Consider the following 25436-nt stretch of genomic DNA (forward strand, 5'->3'; position numbering starts at 1 on the left):
GGCGCCCGGACGGTGAGGCGGGCGGGCGGGCGCCGCTCACCCGGCCCCGGCCAGCGCCCGCGCGACCCCGTGCTCCTCGGGGCCGAGGAACCTCGGGTCCGGCCGGAAGGCCGCCTCCAGGGCCGCCTTGCCCGCGGCGAACACCTCTCGGGTGCCGCCGTAGTACCAGGTGGCGTCGTGCGTGGCCTCGACCCCGACACCGTAGGAGTCGATGCCCGCCGCCTCGCACAGCGCCACCGCCCGCCGGATGTGGAAGCCCTGGCTGACCAGGACCGCCCGGTCCACGCCGAAGATCCGTTTGGCCCGCACGCAGGAGTCCCAGGTGTCGAAACCGGCGTAGTCGGTCACGATCCGGGCGGCGGGGACGCCGTGCTCCGTCAGGTACGCGCGCATGGCGTCCGGCTCGTCGTAGTCCTCGCGGCTGTTGTCGCCGGTGACCAGGAGCACCTTGATCCGGCCTGCCCGGTAGAGCGCCGCCGCCGCGTCCAGGCGGTGCGCCAGGTACGGCGACGGTTCGCCGTGCCACAGGCCCGCGCCGAACACGACGGCCACGTCGGTGTGCGGCGCGTCGGCCGTGGTGCGCAGCCGGTCCCCGGTGGCGACGTACAGCCAGGTCGCCGGAAGCAGCGCCAGCACGCACACGGCCGCCACGGCCTGCACCAGGCGCCGCTGCCCGGTCCGCGTGCGCGGCAGGCGCGGCAGGCGCGGTCGCATCCGCATCGGACGGTTCCCCCTTCTGCCCCCGCCCGTACGTCGTACGGGCCTCGACCAGCTAGGACGAGGCGCGGCGCGGACCGGTTCGCTCCCCGTGTACCGCTCTCGCAACAGCGCACGCGCCGCGCACGCCCCTCCCGCGCCCTCAAGTCTCCCCTCCCGCGTCCCCGAGCCTCCCGCCCCACGCGCGAAGTCTCCGGTCCTCACGCCCCCTGCCCCGCGCGTGAAGCCCCGGGTCCTCAAGCCGCCCGCCCCGCCTCCTCACGCCCCCCGCCGTCGCCCGGCGCACCCCCCACAACACGGCCGACACGGTCACGCAACGGCGGCGCAACCCGTGCCCGCGAGGATCCCCCCATGACGGCCTCGTCCCCGCACGCCCCAGCCGGCCCGGTCCCACCGCTCGCTGCCCGCCCCGCCCCCGGTCCCTCCGCCACCGCCCCGCCCGCCCTCGTCCTCGTGGCGCACGGCAGCCGCGACCCGCGCGCGGTGAGCACCGTGCGCGCCCTCATGGAGCGCGTCCGCGCCCTGCGCCCTTCCCTGACCGTGCGCCTCGGGCACATCGAACTGGACGAACCGCCGCTGCCCGACACCCTGGCCCGCCTGGGCCGGTCCGAGGCGGTGCTCGTGCCGCTGCTGTTCGGGCGCGGCCACCACGTCAAGCGGGACATCCCCGAGATGGCGGCGGCGGCAGCGGCACGCACGCGCGTGGCCGCGCCGCTCGGCCCGCACCCGCTGCTCGCGCAGGCGCTGCACGCCCGGCTGACCGAGGCGGGCTGGCGTCCGCCGGCCGACGCGGCCGCCCGCCGCGCGAGCGCGGTCGTGCTGGCCGCCGCCGGGTCCCGCGACCCCGAGTCCGCGGCAGGCACCCGCCGCACCGCCCGGCTCCTGTCCGACCGCCTCGGCGTGCCCGTCGTCCCCGCCTACGCCTCCGCCGCCGCGCCCACCGTCCCCCAGGCGGTGCGCGCGCTGGCCGCCCGCGGCCGGCACCGCGTCGCCGTCGCCTCCTGCTTCACCGCCCCCGGCCGCTTCGCCACCGAGTGCGCCGCCGCCGCGCCCGGCCCGGCCGCGGCCCCGCTCGGCGCGCACCCGGCGATGGCCCGCCTGGTCCTCCACCGCTACGACCAGATCCTCACGCCCGCCCCGGCCGCGGCGCGCGCCGCGCTCGTCCCCGCCTGAGCCCCGTCCCGGCCCGCCGCCTTTGCCCCGGACGAACCCGCGGCGGCCCCGCCGGCCACCGCCCGCCACCCGCCGTGAGTGCACCGTGACATCCGGTTGTCAGTGGGTGCGCCTACTGTCGAGGCATGGAAGGGATCGATGGGACCGCAGGGACCGCGGAGCCGGCCCCCGAGGCAGCGCCGCCGTACGAGAACCACGTACCGCCCGTGGGCTACGACCCGGCGTCGGTCGACCGCTGGGCGGCCGAGCCGGACAAGCGGCCGGGGCGGACCGCGTTCCAGCGCGACCGCGCGCGGGTGCTGCACTCCGCGGCGCTCAGACGGCTGGCCGGCAAGACCCAGGTGGTCACCCCGGACGAGGTCCCGCGGACCGCCGGCGCGTGGGACGCCAGCCCCCGCACCCGGCTCACCCACTCCCTGGAGTGCGCCCAGGTGGGCCGCGAGCTGGGCGCCGCCCTGGGCTGCGACCCCGACCTGGTGGAGGCGGCCTGCCTCTCGCACGACCTGGGCCACCCGCCCTTCGGCCACAACGGCGAGCAGGCGCTCAACGAGTTCGCGCACGACTGCGGGGGCTTCGAGGGCAACGCCCAGTCGCTGCGCCTGCTCACCCGCATCGAACCCAAGCGGTTCGTCACCGGGCCGGTCCCGGGCGAGCCGGTCAGCGTCGGACTCAACCTGACCCGGGCCGCCCTGGACGCCGCCACGAAGTACCCGTGGCCGCGCGGCGCCCACCCCACCGACCCCGCCTCGCCCAAGTTCGGGGTCTACGAGGACGACCGGCCGGTCTTCGACTGGCTGCGCCGGGGCGCCCCCGGCACGCGCACCTGCTTCGAGGCCCAGGTCATGGACTGGTCCGACGACGTGGCGTACTCGGTGCACGACGTGGAGGACGGTCTGCACGCCGGCCACATCGACCCCGGCTGCCTGAGAGCCGCGCCCGAACGCCGCGCCGTCTTCGCCGCCGCCGTCGGCCGCTACGTCCCGGCGGACACCGACCATGCCGAGCTGGCCGAGGCCCTGGACCGCCTCCTCGACCAGGAGTGGTGGCCGCACGGGTACGACGGCTCCGCCATGGCCCAGGCCCGGCTGAAGGACGCCACCAGCCAGCTCATCGGCCGCTTCTGCCTGGCCGCCGAGGGCGCCACCCGGCAGGCGTACGGCGGCGGCCGGCTCACCCGGTACGGCGCGGAGCTGGTCGTGCCGAGAAGCACCCGGATGGAGTGCGCCGTCCTCAAGGCCGTCGCCGACCGGTTCGTCATGCAGCGCACCGAGCAGGAAAGACTCCGCGCCGACCAGCGGATCGTCGTCGCCGAACTCGCCGCGGCGCTCACCGCGCGCGCCCCCGAGGGCCTCGACCCGCAGTTCCGCGCCCTGTTCGGCCGGGCCGGCGACGACCGCGCCCGCAAGCGGGTGATCGTCGACCAGATCGCCTCCCTCACCGATGTCTCGGCGCGCTCGCTTCACGCACGTCTGACGGGGGCAGGCATGACGGCATGAGACTGACAGCGCGCTTACGGACCCCCGTGATACCGCTGTCACCCGTGGGACCAGGGTGACCGCTGAGCCCGGGCCCGGCGCCCGGAGGTGACCCTGCGTGGCCTGATCGGGCCACTCCCTCTTCCCGCATCACGCTCCGTGCGGGACGCTCGCATGTGGCGGCACACCCGCAGTTCCCCTGGGGGACACCCCCCAGACCCCCGGCAGGAGGCATCAAGTGGTCGACGCGGATCAGACATTCGTCATCGTCGGAGGAGGTCTGGCCGGCGCCAAGGCGGCCGAGACGCTGCGCGCGGAAGGGTTCAGCGGCCGGGTGATCCTCATCTGCGACGAGCGCGACCACCCCTACGAACGCCCGCCGCTGTCCAAGGGCTACCTGCTCGGCAAGGAGGAACGCGACAGCGTCTTCGTGCAGGAACCCGCCTGGTACGCGCGCCACGACATCGAGCTGCACCTCGGCCAGACCGTCGTCGCCATCGACCGCGCCGCCAAGACCGTCCACTACGGCGACGACGGCACCCACGTGCGCTACGACAAGCTGCTGCTGGCCACCGGCGCCGAGCCGCGCCGCCTGGACATTCCCGGCACCGGCCTCGCCGGCGTCCACCACCTGCGCCGCCTCGCCCACGCCGAGCGCCTGAAGAACGTCCTGACCCACCTCGGCCGGGACAACGGCCACCTGGTGATCGCGGGCGGCGGCTGGATCGGCCTGGAGGTCGCCGCGGCGGCCCGCGGGTACGGCGCGGAGGTCACCGTCGTCGAGCCGTCGTCCACCCCGCTGCACGGCGTGCTCGGCCCCGAGCTGGGACAGCTCTTCGCCGAGCTGCACCGCGAGCACGGCGTCCGCTTCCACTTCGGCGCCCGGCTGACCGAGATCGTCGGCCAGGACGGCATGGTGCTGGCCGCCCGCACCGACGACGGCGAGGAACACCCCTGCCACGACGTGCTCGCCGCGATCGGCGCCGCCCCGCGCACCTCGCTCGCCGAGGCGGCCGGCCTGGAGCTGGCCGACCGGGCGCACGGCGGCGGCATCGTCGTCGACGAACGGCTGCGCACCGCCGACCCCGACATCTTCGCCGCCGGCGACGTGGCCGCCTTCCCGCACGCCCTGTTCGGCACCCGGCTGCGCGTCGAGCACTGGGCCAACGCCCTCAACGGCGGCCCGGCCGCCGCCCGCGCGATGCTCGGCCAGGACCTCACCTACGACCGCGTGCCCTACTTCTTCTCCGACCAGTACGACCTCGGGATGGAGTACAGCGGGTGGGCGCCCCCGGGCTCGTACGACCAGGTGGTGATCCGCGGCGACGCGGGCAAGCGCGAGTTCATCGCGTTCTGGGTGAAGGAGGGCCGCGTGCTGGCCGGGATGAACGTCAACGTGTGGGACGTCACGGACCCGATCCAGCGCCTGATCCGCACGAAGACGCAGGTGGACACCGAGGCGCTGGCCGACCCGCACGTGCCGCTGGACACCCTCGCCTCCTGACGCACGGGGATGTCCGACCGCCCCCGTAGAATTCACCCGTGGCAGGACGGATCAACGACGAGGACGTGAAGGCGGTACGGGACGCGGTCCCGATCGACGCCGTGGTGTCCGAGTACCTCCAGCTGCGCAACGCGGGCGGCGGCAACCTCAAGGGCCTGTGCCCGTTCCACGACGAGAAGTCGCCGTCCTTCCAGGTCAGCCCCAGCAAGGGACTGTTCCACTGCTTCGGCTGCCAGGAGGGCGGCGACACCATCACGTTCGTGATGAAGGTCGACCACCTCACCTTCTCCGAGGCGGTCGAGCGGCTGGCCGCCCAGGCCGGCCTCACCCTGCGCTACGAGGAGGGCGGCTACAACCCCGCCCACCAGCGCGGCGAGCGCATCCGCCTGGTCGAGGCGCACAAACTGGCCGCCGACTGGTACGCCGAACAGCTCGCGAGCAGCGCCGAGGCCGAGACCGGCCGCGTCTTCCTGGCCGAGCGAGGCTTCGACCAGGCCGCCGCGCTCCACTTCGGCGTCGGCTACAGCCCGCAGGGCTGGGACCACCTCGTCCGCTTCCTGCGCGGCAAGGGCTTCACCGACAAGGAACTGCTCCTGTCCGGGCTCGCCCAGGAGGGCCGCCGCGGCCCCATCGACCGCTTCCGCGGCCGGCTGATGTGGCCGATCCGCGACATCGGCGGCGAGGTGGTGGGCTTCGGCGCCCGCAAGCTCCACGAGGCGGACACCGGCCCGAAGTACCTCAACACGCCCGAGACGCCGATCTACAAGAAGTCCCAGGTCCTGTACGGCATCGACCTGGCGAAGAAGGAGATCGCGAAGGCCTCCCGGGCGGTCGTGGTCGAGGGCTACACCGACGTCATGGCCTGCCATCTCGCCGGTGTCACCACCGCCATCGCGACCTGCGGCACGGCCTTCGGCGGCGACCACATCAAGATCCTCCGCCGCCTGCTGATGGACAACGGCAGCGCACGGGTCATCTTCACCTTCGACGGCGACGCGGCCGGGCAGAAGGCGGCGCTGCGGGCCTTCGAGGACGACCAGAAGTTCGCCGCCGAGACGTACATCGCCGTCGCCCCCGACGGCATGGACCCCTGCGATCTGCGCCTGGCCAAGGGCGACGACGCCGTCGCCGACCTGGTCCAGCCGCGCACCCCGCTCTTCGAGTTCGCGCTGCGCCAGATCGTCGCCCGCTACGACCTGGACACCCCGGCCGGCCGCGCCGCCGCCCTGGACGAGGCCGCGCCGGTCGTCGCCCGGATCAAGAACAGCGGCGCCCAGCACGAGGTCGCCGTCCAGCTCGCCGGGCTCCTCGGCATCCTCGACACCCAGTTCGTGGTCAAGCGGGTCGCGCAACTGGCCCGCTGGGCCCGCGAGCGCGGCACCGGCCGCAGCGGCGGACCGGGCCCCGACCGGCAGCAGCGCGGCGGGCAGCAGTACGCCGCCCCCGCACAGCCCGCCGCGCCCCGCGGCCCCGCGCTCACCCTGCGCAACCCCGTCCACGCCACCGAGCGCGAGCTGCTCAAGCTCGCCCTCCAGCGTCCCGAGCTGGTCTCCCCGGCCTTCGACGCCTACGGCGTGGACGAGTTCACCGCCCCGCCCTACGCGGCCGTACGCCAGGCGATCCAGGACGCGGGAGGCGCCGAGTACGGCACGGCCGACCCGCAGGAGTACCTGGTCCGCGTCCGCGACGCCGCCCCCGACGACACGGTCCGCGCCATGGTGACCGAGCTGGCGGTGGAGGCGATCCTGCTCCGCCGCGAGGTCGACGAGGCCTACGCGGGCGCGCAACTGGTGACGGTCCGCCGCCGTGCCGTCGAACGCCGCATCCGCGACCTGTCGAGCACCGTCGCCCGCCTGGGCACCGGCGGCGACCCCGCCCACCTGGCCGCCGCCCAGAACGAACTGTGGATCCTCCAGCAGTACGACCAGGCACTGGCCGTGAAGGGCGCGGCGGCGCTGTGAGAGACCCGGGGCTGCTCCTGTGAGGACGGCCCGGGCGGGGTGATCCCAGGCGGCCGGTGACCGCCTGGAGACGCGCAGTCACCGCGGGGGTGCCGTGTCGCGGCCCGCCGCTCCCGCCGGCGCCCCTCGGCCGATCCGCCGCCGGACGGCCCGGATATCCGCCTCGTAACGGACCGGATGCAAAAAGTCACCGCACGCCCCTCGTGGCGGCGATGTGTCGTACTCCACACTGGGGGCCGGTGCCCGAGTTCTCGGAGCGCGGCCGGCCCGTCCCCACGGAGCTTCTCCCGGCGACCGTGCTCCTCGCGTACGGACGGACAGCGGCGAGGCCGTCGTCCCCTGCCCCCGAGCAGCGCTGCGGCACAGGTCAGCAGCGATCACCCTGGAGGTCGCCCGCGTGCAGACCCAGACCCTCACCCCTACCGACAGCGCCACCGACCTCGTCCTGGGGGCGGCCGTGCCCCCGCAGGGCCGGGTCGCGCACCACCCGGAGGCGGCCGGGCCGGCCGAGGCGGAGGAGCCGCCCACCGCCGGTCCCGAGGAGCCGCCCGCCGGGGAGCCGGAGGCCGACGCCCCCGAGCCCGGCGGGCCGGCCGCCGCGCCCGCGCGGACCGAGAGCGGCGGGCCCTCCTCGGACCTGTTCCGGCAGTACCTGCGGGAGATCGGCCGCATCCCGCTGCTCAGCGCGGCCGAGGAGGTGGAACTCGCCCGCCGTGTCGAGGCCGGGCTGTTCGCCGAGGAGAAGCTCAGCAGCACGCCCGACCTCGACAGCGGCCTCGCCGTCGACCTGGACCGGCTCGTCGTCCTGGGCCGGATGGCCAAGCGGCGCCTCATCGAGGCCAACCTGCGGCTCGTGGTCTCGGTCGCCAAGCGGTACGTCGGCCGCGGGCTGACCATGCTGGACCTGGTCCAGGAGGGCAACCTGGGGCTGATCCGGGCGGTGGAGAAGTTCGACTACGCCCGAGGCTACAAGTTCTCGACGTACGCGACCTGGTGGATCCGCCAGGCGATGTCCCGGGCGCTGGCCGACCAGGCCCGCACCATCCGCGTGCCCGTCCACGTCGTCGAACTGATCAACCGGGTGGTCCGGGTGCAGCGCCGCATGCTCCAGGAGCGCGGCTACGAGCCCACCCCGGCCGAGGTCGCCGCCCAGCTGGAACTGCCGCCCGAGCGCGTGAGCGAGGTGCTGCGCCTCGCGCAGGAACCCGTCTCCCTGCACGCCCCGGTCGGCGAGGAGGACGACGTCGCCCTCGGCGACCTCATCGAGGACGGCGACGCCGCCTCCCCCGTGGAGTCGGCGGCGTTCCTGCTGCTGCGCGAGCACCTGGAGGCCGTGCTGTCCACGCTGGGGGAGCGCGAGCGCAAGGTCGTCCAGCTCCGCTACGGCCTGGTGGACGGGCGCCCGCGCACCCTGGAGGAGATAGGGCGGCTGTTCGGCGTGACCCGGGAGCGGATCCGCCAGATCGAGTCCAAGACCCTCAACAAGCTGCGGGACCACACCTTCGCCGACCAGTTGCGCGGCTACCTGGACTGAACGGGGGCCGCCCCGGGCGAACCCGGGCTGCGGCCCCCGTTCCGCGTCCTCCGGCCCGCTCAGTCGACCTCGGCGACCGCCTGCGCGAACTGCGCCTTGTACAGGCGCGCGTAGGCCCCGTCGGCGGCCAGCAGCTCGTCGTGGGCGCCCTGTTCGACGATGGCGCCGTTCTCCATGACGAGGATGGTGTCGGCGTCCCGGATGGTGGACAGCCGGTGCGCGATGACGAACGACGTCCTGCCGTGCTGGAGTTTGGCCATCGCCTTCTGGATCAGCACCTCGGTACGGGTGTCGACCGAACTGGTCGCCTCGTCCAGGACGAGGATCACCGGGTCGGACAGGAACGCCCGCGCGATGGTGATGAGCTGCTTCTCACCGGCGCTGACCCCGGTGCCCTCGTCGTCGATCACCGTGTCGTAGCCGTCGGGCAGCGTCCGGACGAACCGGTCCGCGTGCGCGGCCCGCGCCGCCTCCTCTATCTCCCCGCGGGTGACCTCGCGGGAGGCGCCGTAGGCGATGTTCTCCGCGATGGTGCCGCCGAACAGCCAGGTGTCCTGGAGCACCATGCCGATGGCCGAGCGCAGTTCGTCGCGCGTCATGCGGGCGATGTCCACACCGTCCAGGGTGATCCGTCCGCCGGTGACGTCGTAGAACCGCATCAGCAGGTTGACCAGCGTGGTCTTGCCCGCACCGGTCGGGCCGACGATGGCGACCGTGTGGCCCGGCTCGACCTTCAGCGACAGGTCCTCGATGAGCGGCTTGTCCGGTTCGTAGCGGAACGACACGTTCTCCAGCGCGACCCGCCCGCGCAGTTCCTCCGGCCGCACGCCCGGCACCGGGTCCGCCTCCTGCTCCTCGGCGTCCAGGAGTTCGAAGACCCGCTCGGCGGAGGCGACGCCCGACTGCACCAGGTTCGCCATCGACGCGACCTGCGTCAGCGGCATCGAGAACTGCCGCGAGTACTGGATGAAGGCCTGCACGTCACCGATGGACAGCGTGCCCGAGGCGACCCGCAGGCCGCCGACGACCGCGACGAGCACGTAGTTCAGGTTCGACACGAACATCATCAGCGGCTGCATGATGCCGCTGTTGAACTGCGCCCTGAACCCGGCCTCGTACAGCGCCTCGTTCTGCTCGGCGAACTGCTGCGCCGACTCCTCCTGCCGCCCGAACACCTTCACCAGGGCGTGGCCGGTGTACATCTCCTCGATGTGCGCGTTCAGCTTGCCGGTGGAGCGCCACTGCTGCACGAAGTGCGGCTGGGACCGCTTGCCCACCCGGGTCGCCACGACGAACGACAGCGGCACGGTGACCAGCGCGACCAGCGCCAGCAGCCAGGAGACCCAGAACATCACGATGAGCACGCCGACGATGGTCAGCAGCGAGTTGATGAGCTGGCCCATCGACTGGTTCAGGGTCTGCCCGATGTTGTCGATGTCGTTGGTGGCGCGGGAGAGCACCTCACCGCGCTGGCGCTTGTCGAAGTACGACAGCGGCAGCCGCGACAGCTTGGTCTGCACGTCCTCGCGCATCCGGAACATGGTCCGGTTGACCGACCGGTTCACCAGCCGGGTCGCCACCGCCATCAGCAGACCGGCGACGAGGAACGTGCCCAGCGCGAAGAGCAGGACCTCGCCGACGGCACCGAAGTCGATGCCCTGGCCGGGGGTGAAGTCCGTGCTCCTGAGCATGTCGGCGACCGAGCCCTGGCCGTGCGCGCGCAGTGAGGCGAGGGTCTCGTCCTTGGTCATGCCGGCCGGGAACTGCCGGCCGATGATGCCGGCGAAGACCAGGTCGGTGGCCTTGCCGAGGATCTTCGGCCCGATGACGCTGAGGGTGACGCTCACCACCACGCACGCCAGCAGGATGCCGATCGTGGCCCGTTCGGGTCTGAACTGGGTGATGAGCCGCTTGCCCGACTTCTTGAAGTCCATCGAGCGGCTGTCCGGGGAGCCCCCGGCCATCATCCGCCCCATCGGCCCGGCCATCAGGCAGCCTCCGCTTCCGTCAGCTGGGAGAGCACGATCTCCCGGTACGTCTCGTTGTCCGCCATCAGCTCGTGGTGGCGGCCGGTGCCGACGACCCGTCCCTCGTCCAGGACGATGATCCGGTCGGCCTCGCGGATGGTCGCCACCCGCTGGGCGACGATGACGACGGTCGCCTCGGCGGTCTCGCGGCCCAGCGCGGCGCGCAGGGCCGCGTCGGTGGCGTAGTCGAGTGCGGAGAAGGAGTCGTCGAAGAGGTAGATCTCCGGGCGCTGCACGAGGGTGCGGGCGATGGCCAGGCGCTGGCGCTGGCCGCCGGACACGTTGGTGCCGCCCTGGGCGATGGGCGCGTCGAGCCCGCCCTCCAGCCTGCCGACGAAGTCCTTGGCCTGCGCCACCTCCAGCGCGTGCCACAGTTCCTCGTCGGTGGCGTCCGGGTTGCCGTAGCGCAGGTTGGTGGCGACCGTGCCGGCGAACAGGTACGGCTTCTGCGGCACCATGCCGACGGTCTTCGCCAGCAGCTTCGCGTCCACCGTCCGCACGTCCACGCCGTCGACCAGGACCTCGCCCTCCGTCGCGTCGAACAGGCGGGCGACCAGGCCCAGCAGGGTGGACTTGCCGCTGCCGGTCGAGCCGATGACGGCGGTCACCTCGCCGGGGCGGGCGGCCAGGTCGACGGCGCGCAGCACGGGCTCCTCGGCACCCGGGTAGCGGAAGCCCGCCCCGCGCAGCTCCAGGTGGCCGTGGCGGCGCAGTTCACGCACCGGCGCGAGCGGCGGCACGACGCTGGACTCGGTGGAGAGGACCTCCTGGACGCGTTCGGCGCAGACCTCCGCGCGCGGCACCATCATGAACATGAAGGTGGCCATCATGACGGACATCACGATCTGCATCAGGTAGGCCAGGAACGCGGTGAGGTCACCGATCATCATCCCGCCGCTGTCGATGCGGTGCGCGCCGAACCACACCACCGCGATGGACGACAGGTTGACCACCGTCATCACGATCGGGAACATCAGGGCGAGCATCCGGCCGGTGGCCAGGGACATCTCGGTCAGGTCCCCGTTGGCCTCGCGGAAGCGGTCGTTCTCGTACTCGTCGCGGACGAAGGCCCGGATGACGCGGTTGCCGCTGATCTGCTCGCGCAGCACCCGGTTCACCGTGTCCAGGCGGGTCTGCATGGACCGGAACAGCGGGCGCAGCCGGCGCACGATCAGCGTCACGCAGATGCCCAGCACCGGTACGACGGCGACCAGGACCCCCGACAACGGCACGTCCAGACCGAGGGCCAGCACGACACCGCCCACACACATGATGGGCGCCGACACCATCAGGGTGAACGTCATCAGGGCCAGCATCTGTACCTGCTGGACGTCATTGGTCGTACGCGTGATGAGCGAGGGCGCGCCGAACTGGCCGACCTCGCGCGCCGAGAAGGACTGCACGCGGTCGAAGACGGCGGCCCGCACGTCCCGGCCGAGCGAGGAGGCGGTCTTGGCGCCGTAGTACACGGCACCGATGTTGCACCCCACCTGCACCAGCGAGATGGCGATCATCACGGCGCCGAACGTCAGGATGTAGTCCGTGTCGCCCTTCACCACACCCTTGTCGATGATGTGGGCGTTCAGGGTGGGCAGGTAGAGGGTGGCGCAGGTCTGCAGGAACTGCAGCAGCACCAGGAGGGTGATGGGTTTCTTGTAGGGCCTGAGATAGGTCCGCAGAAGTCGTATGAGCACGCTGGGTCTCTCGGAGTCGGCGGTGGGGGCGGTCGGTGTCCCCTGGCACCTATCGTCGAACACTCCACCCGCGTTACCTCAACTGATTAACCCGATAGAACCGCCGGGCCGCCCCCGGCCGACGCGCCGTCAGCCGGGAGACCGCCCGCAAGATGCCCCGTTCCGTCATACCTGCGGTGCTCCGCAGACGCTTTTCACCTTTCGTCCGCTCCGCGGCTCATGCGGTGAACGTACCGGGTTGCGCGGTGAAGGCACCCGGATGGGTCTGCTCCCGCACCGCCACGTACTGCTGACGGACCGCCTGGCCCACCGCCAGGTCCTCACCGGGCTCCAGGACCTGCGCGGCCGCGCCCTGCCAGGCCGGCGGGGTGCGCGGATCGAGGGCGCCCTGCGAGACGCCGAGCGCCCAGGCCGCCTGCCGGGCGGCGCCGATCGCCGCGTAGTCCGCGGGCTGCGGCACGACGACCTGCGCGCCGAACAGCGAGGGCGCCGCCGCCTGCACCGCGGGCAGTTCGGCGGCCGGCCCGAGCAGGAAGACCCGCCGCACCTCCACCCCCCGGCCGCGCAGCACGTCCAGCGCGTCCGCGAGCCCGCACAGCATGCCCTCGAACGCGGCCCGCGCCAGGTGCTCCGGCTTCATCGATTCGCGCCGCAGACCCGCCAGCGTCCCGGCGGTGTGCGGCAGCGCGGGCGTCCGCTCGCCCTCCAGGTACGGCAGGAGGACGAGCCCGTGGGCACCCGGGGTCGACTTCATCGCCAGCTCGGACAGGGCCTCCGGGTCGGGCAGGCCCAGCAGTTCGGCGGTGCCGCGCAGCGCCCGTACGGCGTTCAGCGTGGTGACCACCGGCAGGTGCATGCCGGTCGCGTCGGCCAGCGAGGTGATCATCCCGGTCTGGTCCACCAGCGCCTCGGGATGCACGGCCATCACCGACCCCGAGGCGCCCAGCGACACCACCGCGTCCCCGAGCTCCAGCCCCAGACCGAAGGCGGCGGCCATGGTCTCCCCGGTGCCGGCCGAGATCAGCAGCCCCTCCGGCGTCGTGCCGGCCGCCTCGGCCGGGCCGATCACCTCGGGCAGGACCGCCTGGTGGCCGAGCGCCAGCTCGACCAGATCGGGCCGGTAGGCGCCGGTGGCCGCCGACCAGTAGCCGGTGCCGGAGGCGCCGCCGCGGTCGGTGGTGCGCCGCACCGGACGGCCCAGCAGCTGCCACACCAGCCAGTCGTGCGCCTGCATCAGCACGGCGACCCGGCCGGCCGCCTCCGGCTCGTTCTTCGCCAGCCAGCGCAGCTTCGTCACCGGCTGCGCGGCCTGCGGCACGCAGCCGACCGCCTGCGCCCACGCCTCGCGGCCGCCGAGCGAGTCGATCAGATCCGCCGCGGAGACCTGGGCCCGCCGGTCGCCGCCCACCAGCGCGGGGCGCACCGTGGCGCCCTGCCCGTCGAGCGGGACCAGCGCGTTCTGCTGGGCGGAGACGCCGATCGCCTGCACGCCCTCCAGCAGTCCGCCGCCCGCGGCCTCCCCGAGCGACAGCAGCCAGGCCTGTGGATCGACGTCGGCGGGGCGCCCCCCTCCTTCGGGGCTCTCCACCGGATGCGGCGCGTAGCCCTGCCGGAGCACGGCGCCCGTCTCCGTGTCACAGACCACGATGCGAGTGAAATCGGGTGAACTGTCCAACCCGGCGACTATCCCCATGCGGAAAATTCTGCCGCATCGCCGCGGCCGTCCGGGCCGGGGGCGGGAAGTCGCCGGGGGAACCGGCGGCGCGTCACGTGTTGCTGGTGCCTCAGTCGTCGGCGCCGTCGCGGCCCGCGCGCTCGCGCAGGGAGCGGACCCGCTGGGCGACCGAGTCCGGCACGCGGTCGCCGACCTTCTCGCTCACCGCGTGGTACGCCTTGCCCGCGAACTGCCTCCCCTGCTGCGCGGCGGTCTCCGCGGTGTTGCGCACGGCCGGGTTCTGCGCCACCTGGCGCGCGGACTTGCGGAGCTGCTCGTAGCGCTCACGTCCCGCCTTGGTGCCCAGTACGTAACCCACGGCCAGCCCTGCGATGAACACGAGCCGGTAGCGCATGGTGCCACCCTTCCTTGCCTCGACGTCGGAGCCCGGGGGAACCGATTGGCGGAGCACCCCCCTGCTTGCGCTAATGTATGTGTCGCAGCGAGCGCACGCTCCCCGGGGACTACCCCGGAAGCCGCGTTCGATGCGACGAGGCATTCCTCCGTAGCTCAATTGGCAGAGCAGCCGGCTGTTAACCGGCAGGTTACTGGTTCGAGTCCAGTCGGGGGAGCTCGGTCCTCCGTAGCTCAATTGGCAGAGCAGCCGGCTGTTAACCGGCAGGTTACTGGTTCGAGTCCAGTCGGGGGAGCATGCTGAACGAGGACCCTTCGGGGTCCTTTTTCATGTCCGGCTCCGGACACGGGCACCCGCCGGACCTGTGTTCGGGGGAACCGCCGTGACCTCGCAGGAGTCCTCAAGGTCAGGAAGGACCGCAGCGAGCGACCACGGCGAAGCAGGAGATCGTATGAGCGGCTATGCTGCGGCAGACGGCGCGCACACGTGTACGCGACGCGCCGGACGGGGCGGTAGCTCAGCCGGTTAGAGCAGCGGACTCATAATCCGTCGGCCGTGGGTTCGAGTCCCACCCGCCCCACCGGGCGTTACGCGGGCAGAAGCGTTTCTACCTGCGAGGACGCGAACACGAGGGTCGCCGCGCTGATGCGGCGGCCCTCGTTCACTCGCTCGGGTCAGGACGGTACCCGCTCGGGCCCGGGCGGCGGCGGACGGATCCCGGGACGGGCTCCGCGGCGAGCCGGGCCGGCCGCGGTGCGGCCCAGGGACGGCGGGTCAGGAACTCACGGGCGGCGGCCGTCCTCCGCGTCGGCGGCGTCGGCCGTCTCCGGGAGGTCGTCGCGGTCGCCCTCGGCCTGGGAAGGCGTCGGGTAGGGCGTGTCCGGGGCCTCGGCGGTGCGCCGGGCGTCGTTGTCGTCCCGCTCGCCCTCGGCCTGGGAGGGGGTGTGCTCTCGCATGGTGACTCCTGGGGACGGGGTGGCCACTCGCCCGCCGGGTACCCGCCCCGGCCCGGAACGGAACGTCCGCGCGCCCCAGGGGGCCCCTCGTCACCCGGCGACGGGACCGGCCGGTCCGGTGCCCGTCGTCCGTACGACCGCCGAACGCAGGGCCGCGCGGATCTCCTCCGGGGGAGCGGGGCCGCCCGGCTGCGCGCCCGCGGTGACCGCGGCGGCCACCGTCCGCAGCTTGGTGTTGGACCGCTGGGAGGCCTCGCGGAGGATGTCCCAGGCCTGCTGCGGGGTGCAGGCGTGGGCGGCCATCAGGATGCCGCGCGCCTGGTCGATCACCGGGCGGGAGACGAGGGCGCGGCGCAGTTGCCGCACCTCCTGCTCCAGCTCCAGCAGCCGTTCCGTGCGCTCGTCGGCCACGGCGGAGGGCACCAGCGCGAGCAGCGCGGGCGTGCGGGGGGCGCGGGCGAGGGGCGGGTCCGTGGTGGACGCGTCCGGGGCGGGTGCCTGTGCGCAGGACCCGGGTCCGCGGGGCGGCGGTACGGCGCGGCCGATCGGGTCGAGCGGGTCGGTGGTGTCCAGGCCGGCCAGTTCCAGCACCCGGCGCGGCTGCCCCGTCCAGCCGGTCGCCGTCACCCGGGCGGGCGCCGTGCGGCCGAACGCGTCCAGGACGTCCAGGAACTCCAGTCCGGCCGAGTCCATGAAGGTCACCGCGGCCATGTCCAGGTCGACACGGCCGATTCCCGCGGGCAGGCGGGCCAGGGCCGTGGTCAGGACGCCCGCGCAGCCGTGGACCAGTTCCCCGCGCGGGGTGAGCGAGGCCCGGCCGTCCGGGTCCGTGCGGACGCCGATGGTCAGTGTGCGGGCCAGTGCGCTGAGCCGTCGAGCGAGAGGTGCTGGTGCCGCTGAGGTCATGTCCCCGCCTTGTTCCGTCCCCGCCTTGTTCCGTCCCCGGCCGTGCGTGTGCCGCCACGGCTCCGGCGCCGGTGTGCGGGACCGCGCGTGACGGCGCGGGGCCGCTCGGTCACCGGCGGCGCTGACGTCCGCCTGCCCGGTGGGCGGCTCCCTACACATGGCGGCGGCCCCGGGGCGTACTGTTCTCCCGTTCGTCGGCGACCGTTCAGGGGTGACAGGGAGACGGCGTGGACCTTCCTTACCGTGAGCCGGCCTCGCCGGACCCCGCTCTCGCGGACACCGCCGCACCCGTGCTGGCGGTGTCCCCGCTGGCCGGGCGCGCGGGGGTGAGGGCGGCGGGCGAGGTGAGCCTGGCCACCCGTGGGGTATGGGAGCGCGTGCTGGAACAGGCGCTGAGCGGAGGTGAGGACGTGTACCGCCTGGAGCTTTCGGACGTGACGTTCGTCGACGTGGCCGGCGCCGGCGCGCTCGCGGACGCCGCCCGGCGGCTCGGGCCCGGCCGCCGCATGGTGCTGCACCGTCCGCCGCCCGCGCTGCCCCGGCTGCTGGAGCTGTTCTGGCCGGGACTGCCGGGGATCGAGGTGACGGCCTCATGACCGCGACGGCCCGCCCCTTCGTCCACCCCGCCCTGTTCTACCGCGACGAGCAGGAGTACCTCGCCGGCACCGTGCCCTTCGTACGGGCCGCGCTGGAGGCCGGTGAGCCGGTCGCGGTGGCCGTGCCGGGCGAGAACCTGAGACTGATCGAGGCCGAACTGGGCGCCGTCGCACGGCAGGTGCGGCTGCTGGACATGCGGGAGGCCGGCCGCAATCCCGGGCGGATCATCCCCGGTGTCCTGCGGGCCTTCGCCGACGCCCAGCCCGCCGGCCGCCGGGTGCGCATCATCGGCGAGCCGATCTGGGCCGGGCGCACCCCGGCCGAGTACCCCGCCTGCGCCCAGCACGAGGCGCTGATCAACGCGGCGTTCGAGGGCCGCGAGGTGACCATCCTGTGCCCCTACGACGCCGTACGCCTGGACGAGCGGGTCCTCGCCGACGCGCACGCCACCCACCCCGTGGTCATCCCGGCCGGTGCCGCGGGGGAGCGGGCCAGCGAGGCGTACGACCCGGCGGGCGTCGTCGCCCGGTACAACGAGCCGCTGCCCGCCGCCCCGGACGCGCCGGCCTTCCGGTTCACCGCCGAGACCCTCTCGCAGGCGCGGCACGTCGCCGTCGCCGAGGGCGCGCGGCTCGGGCTGAGCGGGACCCGGCTGGAGGACCTCGCGCTGGTGGCGGCCGAACTGACCACCAACAGCGTGGTGCACGGCGGCGGCCGGGGCGAGGTGCGGGTGTGGGCCGCGGACGGCCAGGTGCTGTGCGAGGTGCGGGACGCGGGGCGCCTGGAGGACCCGCTGGCCGGACGCAGGCCCGCCGCCCGCGACCAGCGCGGTGGACGCGGCCTGTTGATGGTCAACCTGCTGGCCGACCTCGTCCGCCTGCACGCCGGCGGCGAGGGCACCACGGTCCGCGCCTGGCTCACCCCGTGAGCCCGGCGCACCCCGTGGGCCCGGCGTACAGGTAGGGCCTACGCCCCCAGCGGGTCCAGCACCAGTGGCTCGATCCGGCCCTCCAGCATGTCGCCCAAACCCTGCACCGCGCACACGTCGGGGCGTTCGGCGATGTGCACCGGCATGCCCGTGGCCCGGCGCAGCATCTGGTCGAGGCCGGGCAGCAGCGCGGAGCCGCCGACCATCATGATGCCGCGGTCGGCGAGGTCGGCCACCAGGTCGGGCGGGCACTCCCGCAGCACCTTGTAGATGCCGTCGAGCACGGCGGTCAGCGGTGTCTGGATGGCCTCCCGCACGGCGGCGGTGTCGACGAGGACGGACCGGGCGAGCCCGGTGGCCACGTCCCGTCCGTGGATCTCGGTGGCCGCCGGGCCGTGCGCGGTCAGCCCGTTGTCGTGCAGGGCGAGTTGCAGCGGCCGTACGGACTGGCTGGGCAGCACCAACGCGTGTTCCTGGCGCAGGTGCTGCACGATCGCGTGGTCGACCGCCTCCCCGCCCACGGGCATCCGTACGGCGGCGACGATCGAACCGAGGGAGAGGACGGCCACCTGGGTCGCGGCCGCGCCGCACACCATGATCATGGTGGCCTCGGGCCGTTCCACGGGCAGTCCGCAGCCGACGGCCGCGGCGATGAGCGTGTCGACGAGTTCGACCCGGCGAGCACCGAGGCCGACCAGCGTCTCCACGGTGGCGCGCCGGGCCAGCGGGTCGGCGTCGTGCGGGGTGCAGGCCGCCGCCCGCAACCGGGCCTTGCGGCGCAGCGAGCGGCGCATCCTGTCGCCGAGCAGGTGCCGCAGCATGCGCTGCGCCATCTCGATGTCGATGACCGTGCCGCCGGAGACCGGGCGGACCACGCGGATGTAGTCGGGGGTGCGGCCCGTCATCCGCTCCGCGAACTCGCCGACCGCGATCAGCGCACCGGTACGGGTGTTGACGGCGGCGACCGAGGGCTGGTCGACGACGACTCCGGCCCCCTTGACGTACACACGGGTCCGGGCCGCCCCCAGATCGACGGCGACATGGCAGCGGCGCAACTGCTCCAGACTGGCGGTCATGGCTGATCCTCCCGAGAGCGCGGACCGTGGCGGTCGCCGGGCGGCGGCCTCTTTCGCATCGTGCGCGGCACGGGGGAGCGGGCGCCTGTTCAAGGGGGCCGGGCGGGGTGCCGCTGGACGAGTGCATTTGGTGGCGGTCCGCCGGACGAACGCCGGATAAGCGTAAAGTGGGCGGCCTTGTCCTGGCGGGAACCTGCCACGGCAGCCATCCGCCAGCCCTCGTCAACTCCCCTGCCACACAAGTCTCCTGACACTCTTCGCAGCACTCGATGCAGCACTCGACGCACCATTCGACGCAGCTTCCGAAACGAAGAGAGGCACGGATGAGCAGAGGACCAGGCAGACGGAGAGCGACCCTCCTGTCGGCCGGGCTCGTGATCGCCCTGCTGCCCGCCGGGCAGGCCGCCGCCCAGCAGGCCGCCGCCCCCCGCCCCGGCGCCTCCGCCCCGGGGGCCGCCGGAGCCGCGAAGCCGGACGCCGCCCGCACCGTCACCCTCGTCACCGGCGACCGGGTCACCCTCACCCCGCTCGGCGGCGGCCGGAGCACGGTCACGGTGCAGCGGCCCGCCGGGGCCGTCGGCGCCGTGCGGACCAGCGTGGCCGACGGCGCCGTCACCGTCGTACCGGACGAGGCACGTCCCTATCTGCGGGCGGGCCGGCTCGACCCGCGGCTGTTCGACGTCAGCGAGCTGCTGCGCCAGGGGCTCGGCGACCGGAGCACCGGTGAGCTGCCGCTGATCGTGACCTACGGCAAGGGGCAGGCGGTGCGCACCCCGCGCGGCGCGGAGCGGACACGGAACCTCGCCAGCGTGCACGGCGCGGCCGTGGAGGCGGACAAGGGGCGGGCGTTCTGGCGGGAGTTCGCCCGGCCGGGCACGGCGCGCGGCCTGTCGGCGCAGGGCGTCGAGAAGGTCTGGCTGGACGGCCGGGTCAGCGCCGACATGGCCGAGTCCAACGCCCAGATCGGCACGCCGAAGGCGTGGGAGGCCGGGCTGACCGGCAAGGGCGTCACCGTCGCCGTCCTCGACACGGGAGTCGACACCACCCACCCCGACCTCGCCGGACGGGTCACGCAGACCAGGAGTTTCATCCCCGGCGAGGAGGTCGCCGACCGCAACGGCCACGGCACGCACGTGACCTCCACCGTCGGCGGCAGCGGCGCGGCCTCCGGCGGCAAGGAGAAGGGTGTCGCCCCCGACGCCACGCTCGCCGTCGGCAAGGTCCTCGACGACCAGGGCACCGGCAGCGAGTCGCAGATCATCGCCGGCATGGAGTGGGCCGCGCGGGATGTGCACGCGCGGATCGTGTCCATGTCGCTGGGCTCCACCGAGGCCAGCGACGGCACCGACCCCATGGCGCAGGCGGTGAACACCCTGACCGCGCAGACCGGCGCGCTCTTCGTGATCGCCGCCGGGAACACCGGAGCGCCCTCCTCCATCGGCTCGCCCGGCGCCGCCGACGCGGCCCTGACCGTCTCCGCGGTCGACTCCGCCGACCGGGCCGCCTACTTCACCAGCGCCGGACCGCGCCTGGGCGACAACGCCCTCAAGCCCGACCTCGCGGCACCCGGCGTCGACATCCTCGCCGCCCGCTCCCGCCTCACCGAGGGCAGCGGCGACTACACGACCATGAGCGGTACGTCCATGGCGACGCCGCACGTCGCCGGGGTCGCCGCGCTGCTCGCCCAGGAACACCCCGACTGGAGCGCGGCCCGGCTCAAGGACGCGCTGATGTCGACGTCGGAGCGGCTGGACGCCTCCGCCTACACGCTGGGCGCGGGCCGGGTCAGCGTGCCCGACGCGGTGGCCGCCGAGGTCACCGCCACCGGCAGCGCCGACCTCGGCTTCTACGGCTGGCCCTACGACGGGAACGAGCCGGTCACCCGCACCCTCACCTACACCAACTCCGCCGACCGGCCCGTCGACCTGACCCTGGCCGTGCAGGGCGCCCCCGAGGGCGTGGCCACCCTCGCCGCCACGAAGCTGACCGTGCCCGCCCACGGCACCGCCTCCACCACCGTCACGGGTGACGGCGCGAAGGCGCCGGTGGGGACCACCAGCGGGCAGATCGTGGCCTCGGCCGCCGGCACCCCCGTCGCGCACACCGCTTTCGGGCTGGTCAAGGAGGACGAGCGCTACACCCTCACCGTGCACGTCAAGGACCGGTCAGGCGCCGCCACCGCCGCCGACCTCGCCGTGCAGCAACTCGCCGCGGGGGCCGACCCGTTCAGCGCCCGCGTCGACGACTCCGGCACCCTGCGGCTGCGGCTGAAGCCGGGCGCCTACAGCGTCTCCTCCTTCCTGGACGTGCGCGGCAGCCACGGCGCCGACTCCCTCGGACTCGGTTTCCTCGCCGCCCCCGAGATCACCCTCGACCAGGACCGCGAGATCACCCTGGACGGACGCCGGCTGCGCGAGGTCCGCGCCGACGCCGGCCGCCGCACCGAACAGCGGCAGCTCCTCATGGAGTACGACCGCAAGGCGGGCGGCTCCGACCTGTTCGGCGCCGTCCAGGTGCCCCTGATGTACGACAGCGTCTTCGCGGCGCCGACGACGCCGGTGAAGCAGGGCAGCTTCGAGTACCGGACCGTGTGGCGGCTCGGCAAGCCCCTCCTGGAGGTCAAGGGGATCGGTGACGCCCTCGTCCAGGCGGGCAGCACCCTGGCCGAGGGCCGCAGCAGGCTCCCGCTGGTCGACGTCGGCACCGGGGACTTCACCGGCTCGGACGTGCGCGGCAAGGCGGTCCTGGCCCGGCTCCCGGAGGGCGGCGACCCCGCCGCCCTCGCCCAGGCCGCCCAGGACGCGGGCGTGCGGGCGCTGTTCGTGACCGACGACGCGCCCGGCCGGCTCAGCCTGTGGTGGGGCACCGACGACAACGCCGACCGCCCGCTCCAGATCGCCTCGGTGAACGCCGCCGACGCGGCCCGGCTGCGCGCCGCCCACCGCGTCGACATGACCGGCACCCGCCACACCCCGTACGTCTACGACCTCTCGGAGGGCCACCCGGGCGCCGTCCCCGACCGTGACCTGACCTACCGGCCGGACCACCGGCAACTGGCCGCCCTCGACGTGAAGTTCCACGCCGGCCGGGCGACGGGCGGCGGCGAGTTCCGGTACTCGATCACCGACACCTTCCCCGTCGGCATCGGCTTCCAGGAGAGCGTCGGCCTCCCGGCCGAGCGCACCGACTACGTCTCCACCGGCCCCGGCCAGCGCTGGCACGAGTCCGTGACGCTCGGCGAGGGCACCCTGGAGGAGCGCAGCGGCCTGGTCCGCTACACCGGCGGCTCGCACGGGGAACTGGACTGGTTCAAGCCCGTCCTGCACCCGTGGCTGGGCACCGGCCTCGGCTGGGGGCAGCAGCGGTCGGGCGACACCATCCGGTTCAACGCCCCCGGCTGGGGCGACTCCGGGCCCGACCACACCGGCTTCGGCGACGTGTGGAGCGCGGACAGCGGCATGACCCAGACCACGGTGGCCTACCTGGACGGCAAGGAGGTCGACCGGGGCGGCAGTTCGGCCGCGTACGTGTGGGACGCGCCCGCCGACGAGCACACCTACAAGCTCGTCACCGACACCGCGCTCGACCCGGCCCGCTGGAAGCTCGCGAGCCGGGGCCACGCCGAGTGGACGTTCCGCTCGGCGGCCACGCCCGGTGACAGGTGGACCGCGCTGCCGCTGATCAACCTCGGATTCGCCCTGGACACCGACCTCGCGGGCGAGCTGCGGGCCGGCGGCCGGATCCCGGTGGGCCTGCACGCCGAGTACGTGGCGGGCGCGCCCGGTACCGGCACCATCTCCGGAGGGCGGCTGGAGGTCTCCTACGACGAGGGCGGGACGTGGCAGGAGGTGCGGCTCAGCGGCTCCCACGCCTCCTGGAAGGGCACGCTCACCGTGCCGCGCGGCGCGGCCACCGTCTCGCTGCGGGCCTTCGCGGGCGACGACCGGGGCGGGTCCGTGCGGCAGGAGCTGGTCCGGGCCGTGGGTGTGGGGCGGCGCTGAGTCAGCGCGTCCCGAGAGATCCCGCGCACACGCGGGCGGCGCCGCCTCCCTGGGACGGGGAGGCGGCGCCGCCGTGCTGTCTGCGCTGTCGCTGCCGTCAGACCAGCCAGCCGACGATGTGGATCAGGCCGGCGAGGACGTCAGTGAGGAAGTTCATGATCGTGCGTTCTCCTTGTGTTGCTTCGTGTGGGACACGCGCCCGCCACGGTCTGCAGCCCGTCGCTTGCGCACCGTAAGTATCTGCCGCCCCACCGGCCCCGCACCGATCACTTCTGCGACGATCACCTGTTCCAGGGAACAACTGATCTCTTGTTCGGATCGTCATACGACTCCCCGCCGTCGCCCGCCGCCTCCCCCGCGGGCCCCCGCCCGGCGCCCCCGGGTGTCAGGCCGCTCCGGCCTCCGCCACGTCGGCCACCACGCAGCTGACGTTGTCCGGGCCGCCGGCGGTGTTCGCGGCCTCGACCAGGGAACGCACGGCCGCGTCCGGGTCCGCCGCGCGGGCCAGGAGGGCCTGGATCCGGTCGTCGGGGACGACTGCGGACAGGCCGTCGGAGCACAGCAGGTACCGGTCGCCGGGCAGCGGGTCGTGCAGGCGCAGGTCCGGGACGGGCGGGGTGCCGCCGCCGTCCAGCGCCCGCAGGAGCAGCGCGCGCTGCGGGTGGCTCACCGCCTCCTCGGGCGTCAGCCGCCCCTCGTCCAGCATCGCCTGGACCACGGTGTGGTCCTGGGTGACCCGGAACAGCCCGCCCCCGCGCAGCAGGTACGCCCTGCTGTCCCCGACGTGCACCAGGGCGAGCCGGGAGCCGGTCCACAGCAGCGCGGTCAGGGTCGTACCGGCCTCCTCGCCGCCGGCGGCGTCCGCCACCGCGCGGGTCGCGTCCTGGAGGGCGTCCTCCAGCAGGTTCAGCACGCTCCCGGCGGGCGGCTGTGCCGTGTCCAGCGTCCTCAGCGCCGGCAGAGGAGCGTGTTCCGGTTGCGGCGGTGGTTGTTAGCGTGCACCGCGGACCGCTCGCCCGGACCGTTCGCCCGCTGGAGCCGCGACCCGGCCGGCACGTGCCGCCGGCCGGACCCGAGAACCGCCCCGCAGAAGGAGCCCGCCGTGCCCCGTGTCGCCCTCGCCACCTACGATCCCGGAGCCGTGCCGAACCGCGACCGCGACCTCGGCCCGCTCCTCGGGGACCTGCGCGCCGCCGGAGCCGACGCCGACGCCGTGCCCTGGGACGACGCGGACGCCGACTGGGCCTCCTACGACCTCGTCGTCATACGGTCGACCTGGGACTACAGCTGGCGCGCCGCCGAGTTCGCGGCCTGGGCCGAGCGGTGCGCGAAGGTGACGCGGCTGGCCAACCCGGCCGCTGTCGTGCGCTGGAACACCGACAAGCGCTACCTCGGGGACCTCGCCGCGGCCGGGGTGCCCGTGGTGCCGACCCGCTACCTCGCACCCGGGGACCCGTGCGGGCCGCAGGACCTGCCCGGCGACCACGACTTCGTCGTCAAGCCGGTCTTCGGGGCGGGCGCCCGGTACGCGCCCGCCGAGCGGGAGACGGCCGCCGCGCAGGTGGCGCGCATGCACGCGGAGGGTCTGACCGCGATGGTGCAGCCGTACCTGACCCGCATCGACACCGGCGGGGAGCGGGCGCTGCAGTTCTTCGGGGGCCGGCTGCTGCACGCCAGCCGCAAGCAGGCCGTGCTCTCGCCCGGGACGGCCTTCGACGCCGAGAAGGTGGCCCACCCGGACCTCGAACCGTGGATTCCGACACCCGCCGAACTCGACGTCGCGCGGCGGGCGCTGGCCGCCGTGCCCGGGGCGCCCGAGCTGCTCTACGCCCGAGTCGACCTCGTGGACGGACCGGACGGGCAGACCGGACCGGACGGGCAGGACGGCCGGGGCGGACCGGCGGGGGCGGGCGGAGAAGGCGGTAAGGGCGGCGAGGGCGGTGCGCCGTGCGTCATGGAACTGGAGCTGGTCGAGCCGAACCTGTTCCTGTGGCTGCACCCCGGGTCGCGGGATCGGGTCGTGCGGGACATCCTGGCCGCCGTCCCGGCCCGCCCCGGGCACCCCGCGCGGGCCGCGCGCCCGGCCCGTCCCTGACCCGTGTCCGCTGGGACAGCGCCAGGACGGGCTACGCGCCGGGCCCGTCCCCGACCCGCGTCCGCTGGAGCAGCCCCCAGGTGAACTCCGCGACCACCTCGTGCCGTACGCCCTGTGCGTCGGGCGCGGTGAAGGCCAGTCCCCACCGCGTCGGCGCGGTGCCCTCCAGCGGGCGGGCGGGGGCGAAGGCGCGGGCGGCCTCGTCGACCGTGCAGGACCAGGGGGCGAGGTCGTCGACCGTCCGCAGGTCGGGGCCGTCGGCCCCGGGGGCGCGGACCAGCCACGCGTTCCAGACCTGGCCGTCGGGGCCGGCCAGCACCTCGAAGCGCAGCCCGGGCCAGAGCGGCAGCGGCCACTGCCGGGCCTCGCAGTCCAGGTCGCCGATGCGGCGGGCGGCCGTGGACTCGGGGGCGCCGAGGACGGAACGGTAGCGGGCGGCGGCCGAACGGGCCCGGGGCGAGCGCACCATCGCCTGCCAGCGCTTGTTGGCCTCCCGCATCTCCGTGAGCGACGCCCCCAGCTCACGCCGGGCGTCCGCGACCAGGTCCGGCTGGTGATCGGCCATGCGCCGCAGCAGCACCAGCTGGAAGTCACGTGCGGTGAAGGGCCCGGACGCGGAGGAGGAGACAGCCATGCGCACCATCGTCGCGCAGCGGCGCAGGGGCCGCCCCATTGCCCCCGCCCCCCGCCATGGCTAGCCTGTGTTCGTCATGCCGATCGCCT

The 25436-nt window shown here is 74.1% G+C and carries 18 protein-coding genes, 3 tRNA genes and 1 pseudogene; 12 read left to right on the top strand and 10 right to left on the bottom strand.

What is annotated here, in order from left to right:
• Positions 1 to 36 precede the first annotated feature (36 nt).
• Positions 37 to 720, bottom strand: a complete 684-nt coding sequence (locus AC6I72_RS21745) for a SanA/YdcF family protein (protein ID WP_498002802.1) — start codon at positions 718 to 720, stop codon at positions 37 to 39.
• A gap of 348 nt (positions 721 to 1068) precedes the next feature.
• Here AC6I72_RS21745 and AC6I72_RS21750 point away from each other — a divergent pair, with 348 nt between their 5' ends.
• The 5 genes from AC6I72_RS21750 to AC6I72_RS21770 all read left to right on the top strand — a co-directional run bounded on the left by AC6I72_RS21750 (position 1069) and on the right by AC6I72_RS21770 (position 8364).
• On the top strand, positions 1069 to 1890 hold the full coding sequence (locus AC6I72_RS21750) for a sirohydrochlorin chelatase (RefSeq protein WP_498002804.1): 822 nt from the start codon (positions 1069 to 1071) through the stop codon (positions 1888 to 1890).
• 125 nt (positions 1891 to 2015) lie between these two features.
• Entirely contained in the window at positions 2016 to 3386 is a 1371-nt protein-coding gene (locus AC6I72_RS21755) for a deoxyguanosinetriphosphate triphosphohydrolase (RefSeq protein WP_498002805.1), read from the top strand.
• Positions 3387 to 3603: 217 nt separating this feature from the next.
• The gene (locus AC6I72_RS21760; RefSeq protein WP_498002806.1) at positions 3604 to 4869 is read left to right on the top strand and encodes an NAD(P)/FAD-dependent oxidoreductase; all 1266 of its coding nucleotides are present in this window, start codon (positions 3604 to 3606) and stop codon (positions 4867 to 4869) included.
• Positions 4870 to 4907: 38 nt separating this feature from the next.
• Entirely contained in the window at positions 4908 to 6830 is a 1923-nt protein-coding gene (dnaG, locus tag AC6I72_RS21765) for a DNA primase (protein ID WP_498002807.1), read from the top strand.
• A gap of 397 nt (positions 6831 to 7227) precedes the next feature.
• On the top strand, positions 7228 to 8364 hold the full coding sequence (locus AC6I72_RS21770; protein WP_498002808.1) for an RNA polymerase sigma factor: 1137 nt from the start codon (positions 7228 to 7230) through the stop codon (positions 8362 to 8364).
• A gap of 59 nt (positions 8365 to 8423) precedes the next feature.
• On the opposite strand, the gene AC6I72_RS21775 is transcribed toward AC6I72_RS21770, so the two are convergent.
• The 4 genes from AC6I72_RS21775 to AC6I72_RS21790 form a co-directional block, all read right to left on the bottom strand.
• Positions 8424 to 10352 carry an ABC transporter ATP-binding protein gene (locus AC6I72_RS21775; protein ID WP_498002809.1) on the bottom strand — a complete coding sequence of 643 codons (1929 nt, stop codon included), beginning with the start codon at positions 10350 to 10352 and terminating at the stop codon, positions 8424 to 8426.
• A complete protein-coding gene (locus AC6I72_RS21780) occupies positions 10352 to 12085 on the bottom strand; it encodes an ABC transporter ATP-binding protein (RefSeq protein WP_498002811.1) in 1734 nt (577 codons plus the stop codon). Before AC6I72_RS21780 ends, AC6I72_RS21775 begins: the two co-directional genes overlap by 1 nt.
• Positions 12086 to 12302: 217 nt before the next feature.
• Complete coding sequence (locus tag AC6I72_RS21785) at positions 12303 to 13778, bottom strand: xylulokinase (protein WP_498002813.1); 1476 nt, start codon at positions 13776 to 13778, stop codon at positions 12303 to 12305.
• A 91-nt stretch (positions 13779 to 13869) separates the two neighbouring features.
• On the bottom strand, positions 13870 to 14154 hold the full coding sequence (locus AC6I72_RS21790) for a YtxH domain-containing protein (protein WP_498002815.1): 285 nt from the start codon (positions 14152 to 14154) through the stop codon (positions 13870 to 13872).
• Positions 14155 to 14298: 144 nt separating this feature from the next.
• On the opposite strand from AC6I72_RS21790, the gene AC6I72_RS21795 reads away from it, so the two are divergent.
• From AC6I72_RS21795 to AC6I72_RS21805, 3 genes are all read left to right on the top strand, one after another.
• A tRNA-Asn gene (locus AC6I72_RS21795) sits at positions 14299 to 14371 on the top strand.
• A gap of 5 nt (positions 14372 to 14376) precedes the next feature.
• A tRNA-Asn gene (locus tag AC6I72_RS21800) sits at positions 14377 to 14449 on the top strand.
• A 211-nt stretch (positions 14450 to 14660) separates the two neighbouring features.
• Positions 14661 to 14734: transfer RNA gene (locus AC6I72_RS21805), tRNA-Ile, on the top strand.
• 202 nt (positions 14735 to 14936) lie between these two features.
• Here the strand turns inward: AC6I72_RS21805 and AC6I72_RS21810 are convergent.
• Entirely contained in the window at positions 14937 to 15110 is a 174-nt protein-coding gene (locus tag AC6I72_RS21810; RefSeq protein WP_199811557.1) for a hypothetical protein, read from the bottom strand.
• Between the two features lie 90 nt (positions 15111 to 15200).
• Positions 15201 to 16016 (bottom strand): ANTAR domain-containing protein, encoded by an 816-nt coding sequence (locus AC6I72_RS21815; protein ID WP_498002817.1) that lies wholly within the window; start codon positions 16014 to 16016, stop codon positions 15201 to 15203.
• Between the two features lie 227 nt (positions 16017 to 16243).
• Here AC6I72_RS21815 and AC6I72_RS21820 point away from each other — a divergent pair, with 227 nt between their 5' ends.
• Together AC6I72_RS21820 and AC6I72_RS21825 are read left to right on the top strand one after the other, a co-directional pair.
• Positions 16244 to 16612, top strand: coding sequence for an STAS domain-containing protein (locus tag AC6I72_RS21820; RefSeq protein ID WP_366724377.1), 369 nt, complete (start codon positions 16244 to 16246; stop codon positions 16610 to 16612).
• Positions 16609 to 17541 (top strand): anti-sigma factor RsbA family regulatory protein, encoded by a 933-nt coding sequence (locus AC6I72_RS21825; protein WP_498002818.1) that lies wholly within the window; start codon positions 16609 to 16611, stop codon positions 17539 to 17541. The genes AC6I72_RS21820 and AC6I72_RS21825 overlap by 4 nt, the downstream gene beginning before the upstream one ends.
• Positions 17542 to 17579: 38 nt before the next feature.
• Here the strand turns inward: AC6I72_RS21825 and AC6I72_RS21830 are convergent, their stop codons facing one another.
• Complete coding sequence (locus AC6I72_RS21830; RefSeq protein ID WP_498002819.1) at positions 17580 to 18617, bottom strand: rod shape-determining protein; 1038 nt, start codon at positions 18615 to 18617, stop codon at positions 17580 to 17582.
• A gap of 323 nt (positions 18618 to 18940) precedes the next feature.
• Between AC6I72_RS21830 and AC6I72_RS21835 the strand changes: the two genes are divergently transcribed.
• The gene (locus tag AC6I72_RS21835) at positions 18941 to 22618 is read left to right on the top strand and encodes a S8 family serine peptidase (protein WP_498002820.1); all 3678 of its coding nucleotides are present in this window, start codon (positions 18941 to 18943) and stop codon (positions 22616 to 22618) included.
• 385 nt (positions 22619 to 23003) lie between these two features.
• Here the strand turns inward: AC6I72_RS21835 and AC6I72_RS21840 are convergent.
• Positions 23004 to 23585 (bottom strand): annotated as a pseudogene (locus AC6I72_RS21840) (PP2C family protein-serine/threonine phosphatase); the annotation flags it as partial.
• Between the two features lie 135 nt (positions 23586 to 23720).
• Here AC6I72_RS21840 and AC6I72_RS21845 point away from each other — a divergent pair.
• The gene (locus AC6I72_RS21845; RefSeq protein ID WP_498002821.1) at positions 23721 to 24713 is read left to right on the top strand and encodes an ATP-grasp domain-containing protein; all 993 of its coding nucleotides are present in this window, start codon (positions 23721 to 23723) and stop codon (positions 24711 to 24713) included.
• 31 nt (positions 24714 to 24744) lie between these two features.
• Here the strand turns inward: AC6I72_RS21845 and AC6I72_RS21850 are convergent, their stop codons facing one another.
• Entirely contained in the window at positions 24745 to 25347 is a 603-nt protein-coding gene (locus AC6I72_RS21850; RefSeq protein WP_498002822.1) for a hypothetical protein, read from the bottom strand.
• Between the last annotated feature and the right edge of the window lie 89 nt (positions 25348 to 25436).

It is taken from the genome of Streptomyces sp. Xyl84, from assembly GCF_059731885.1.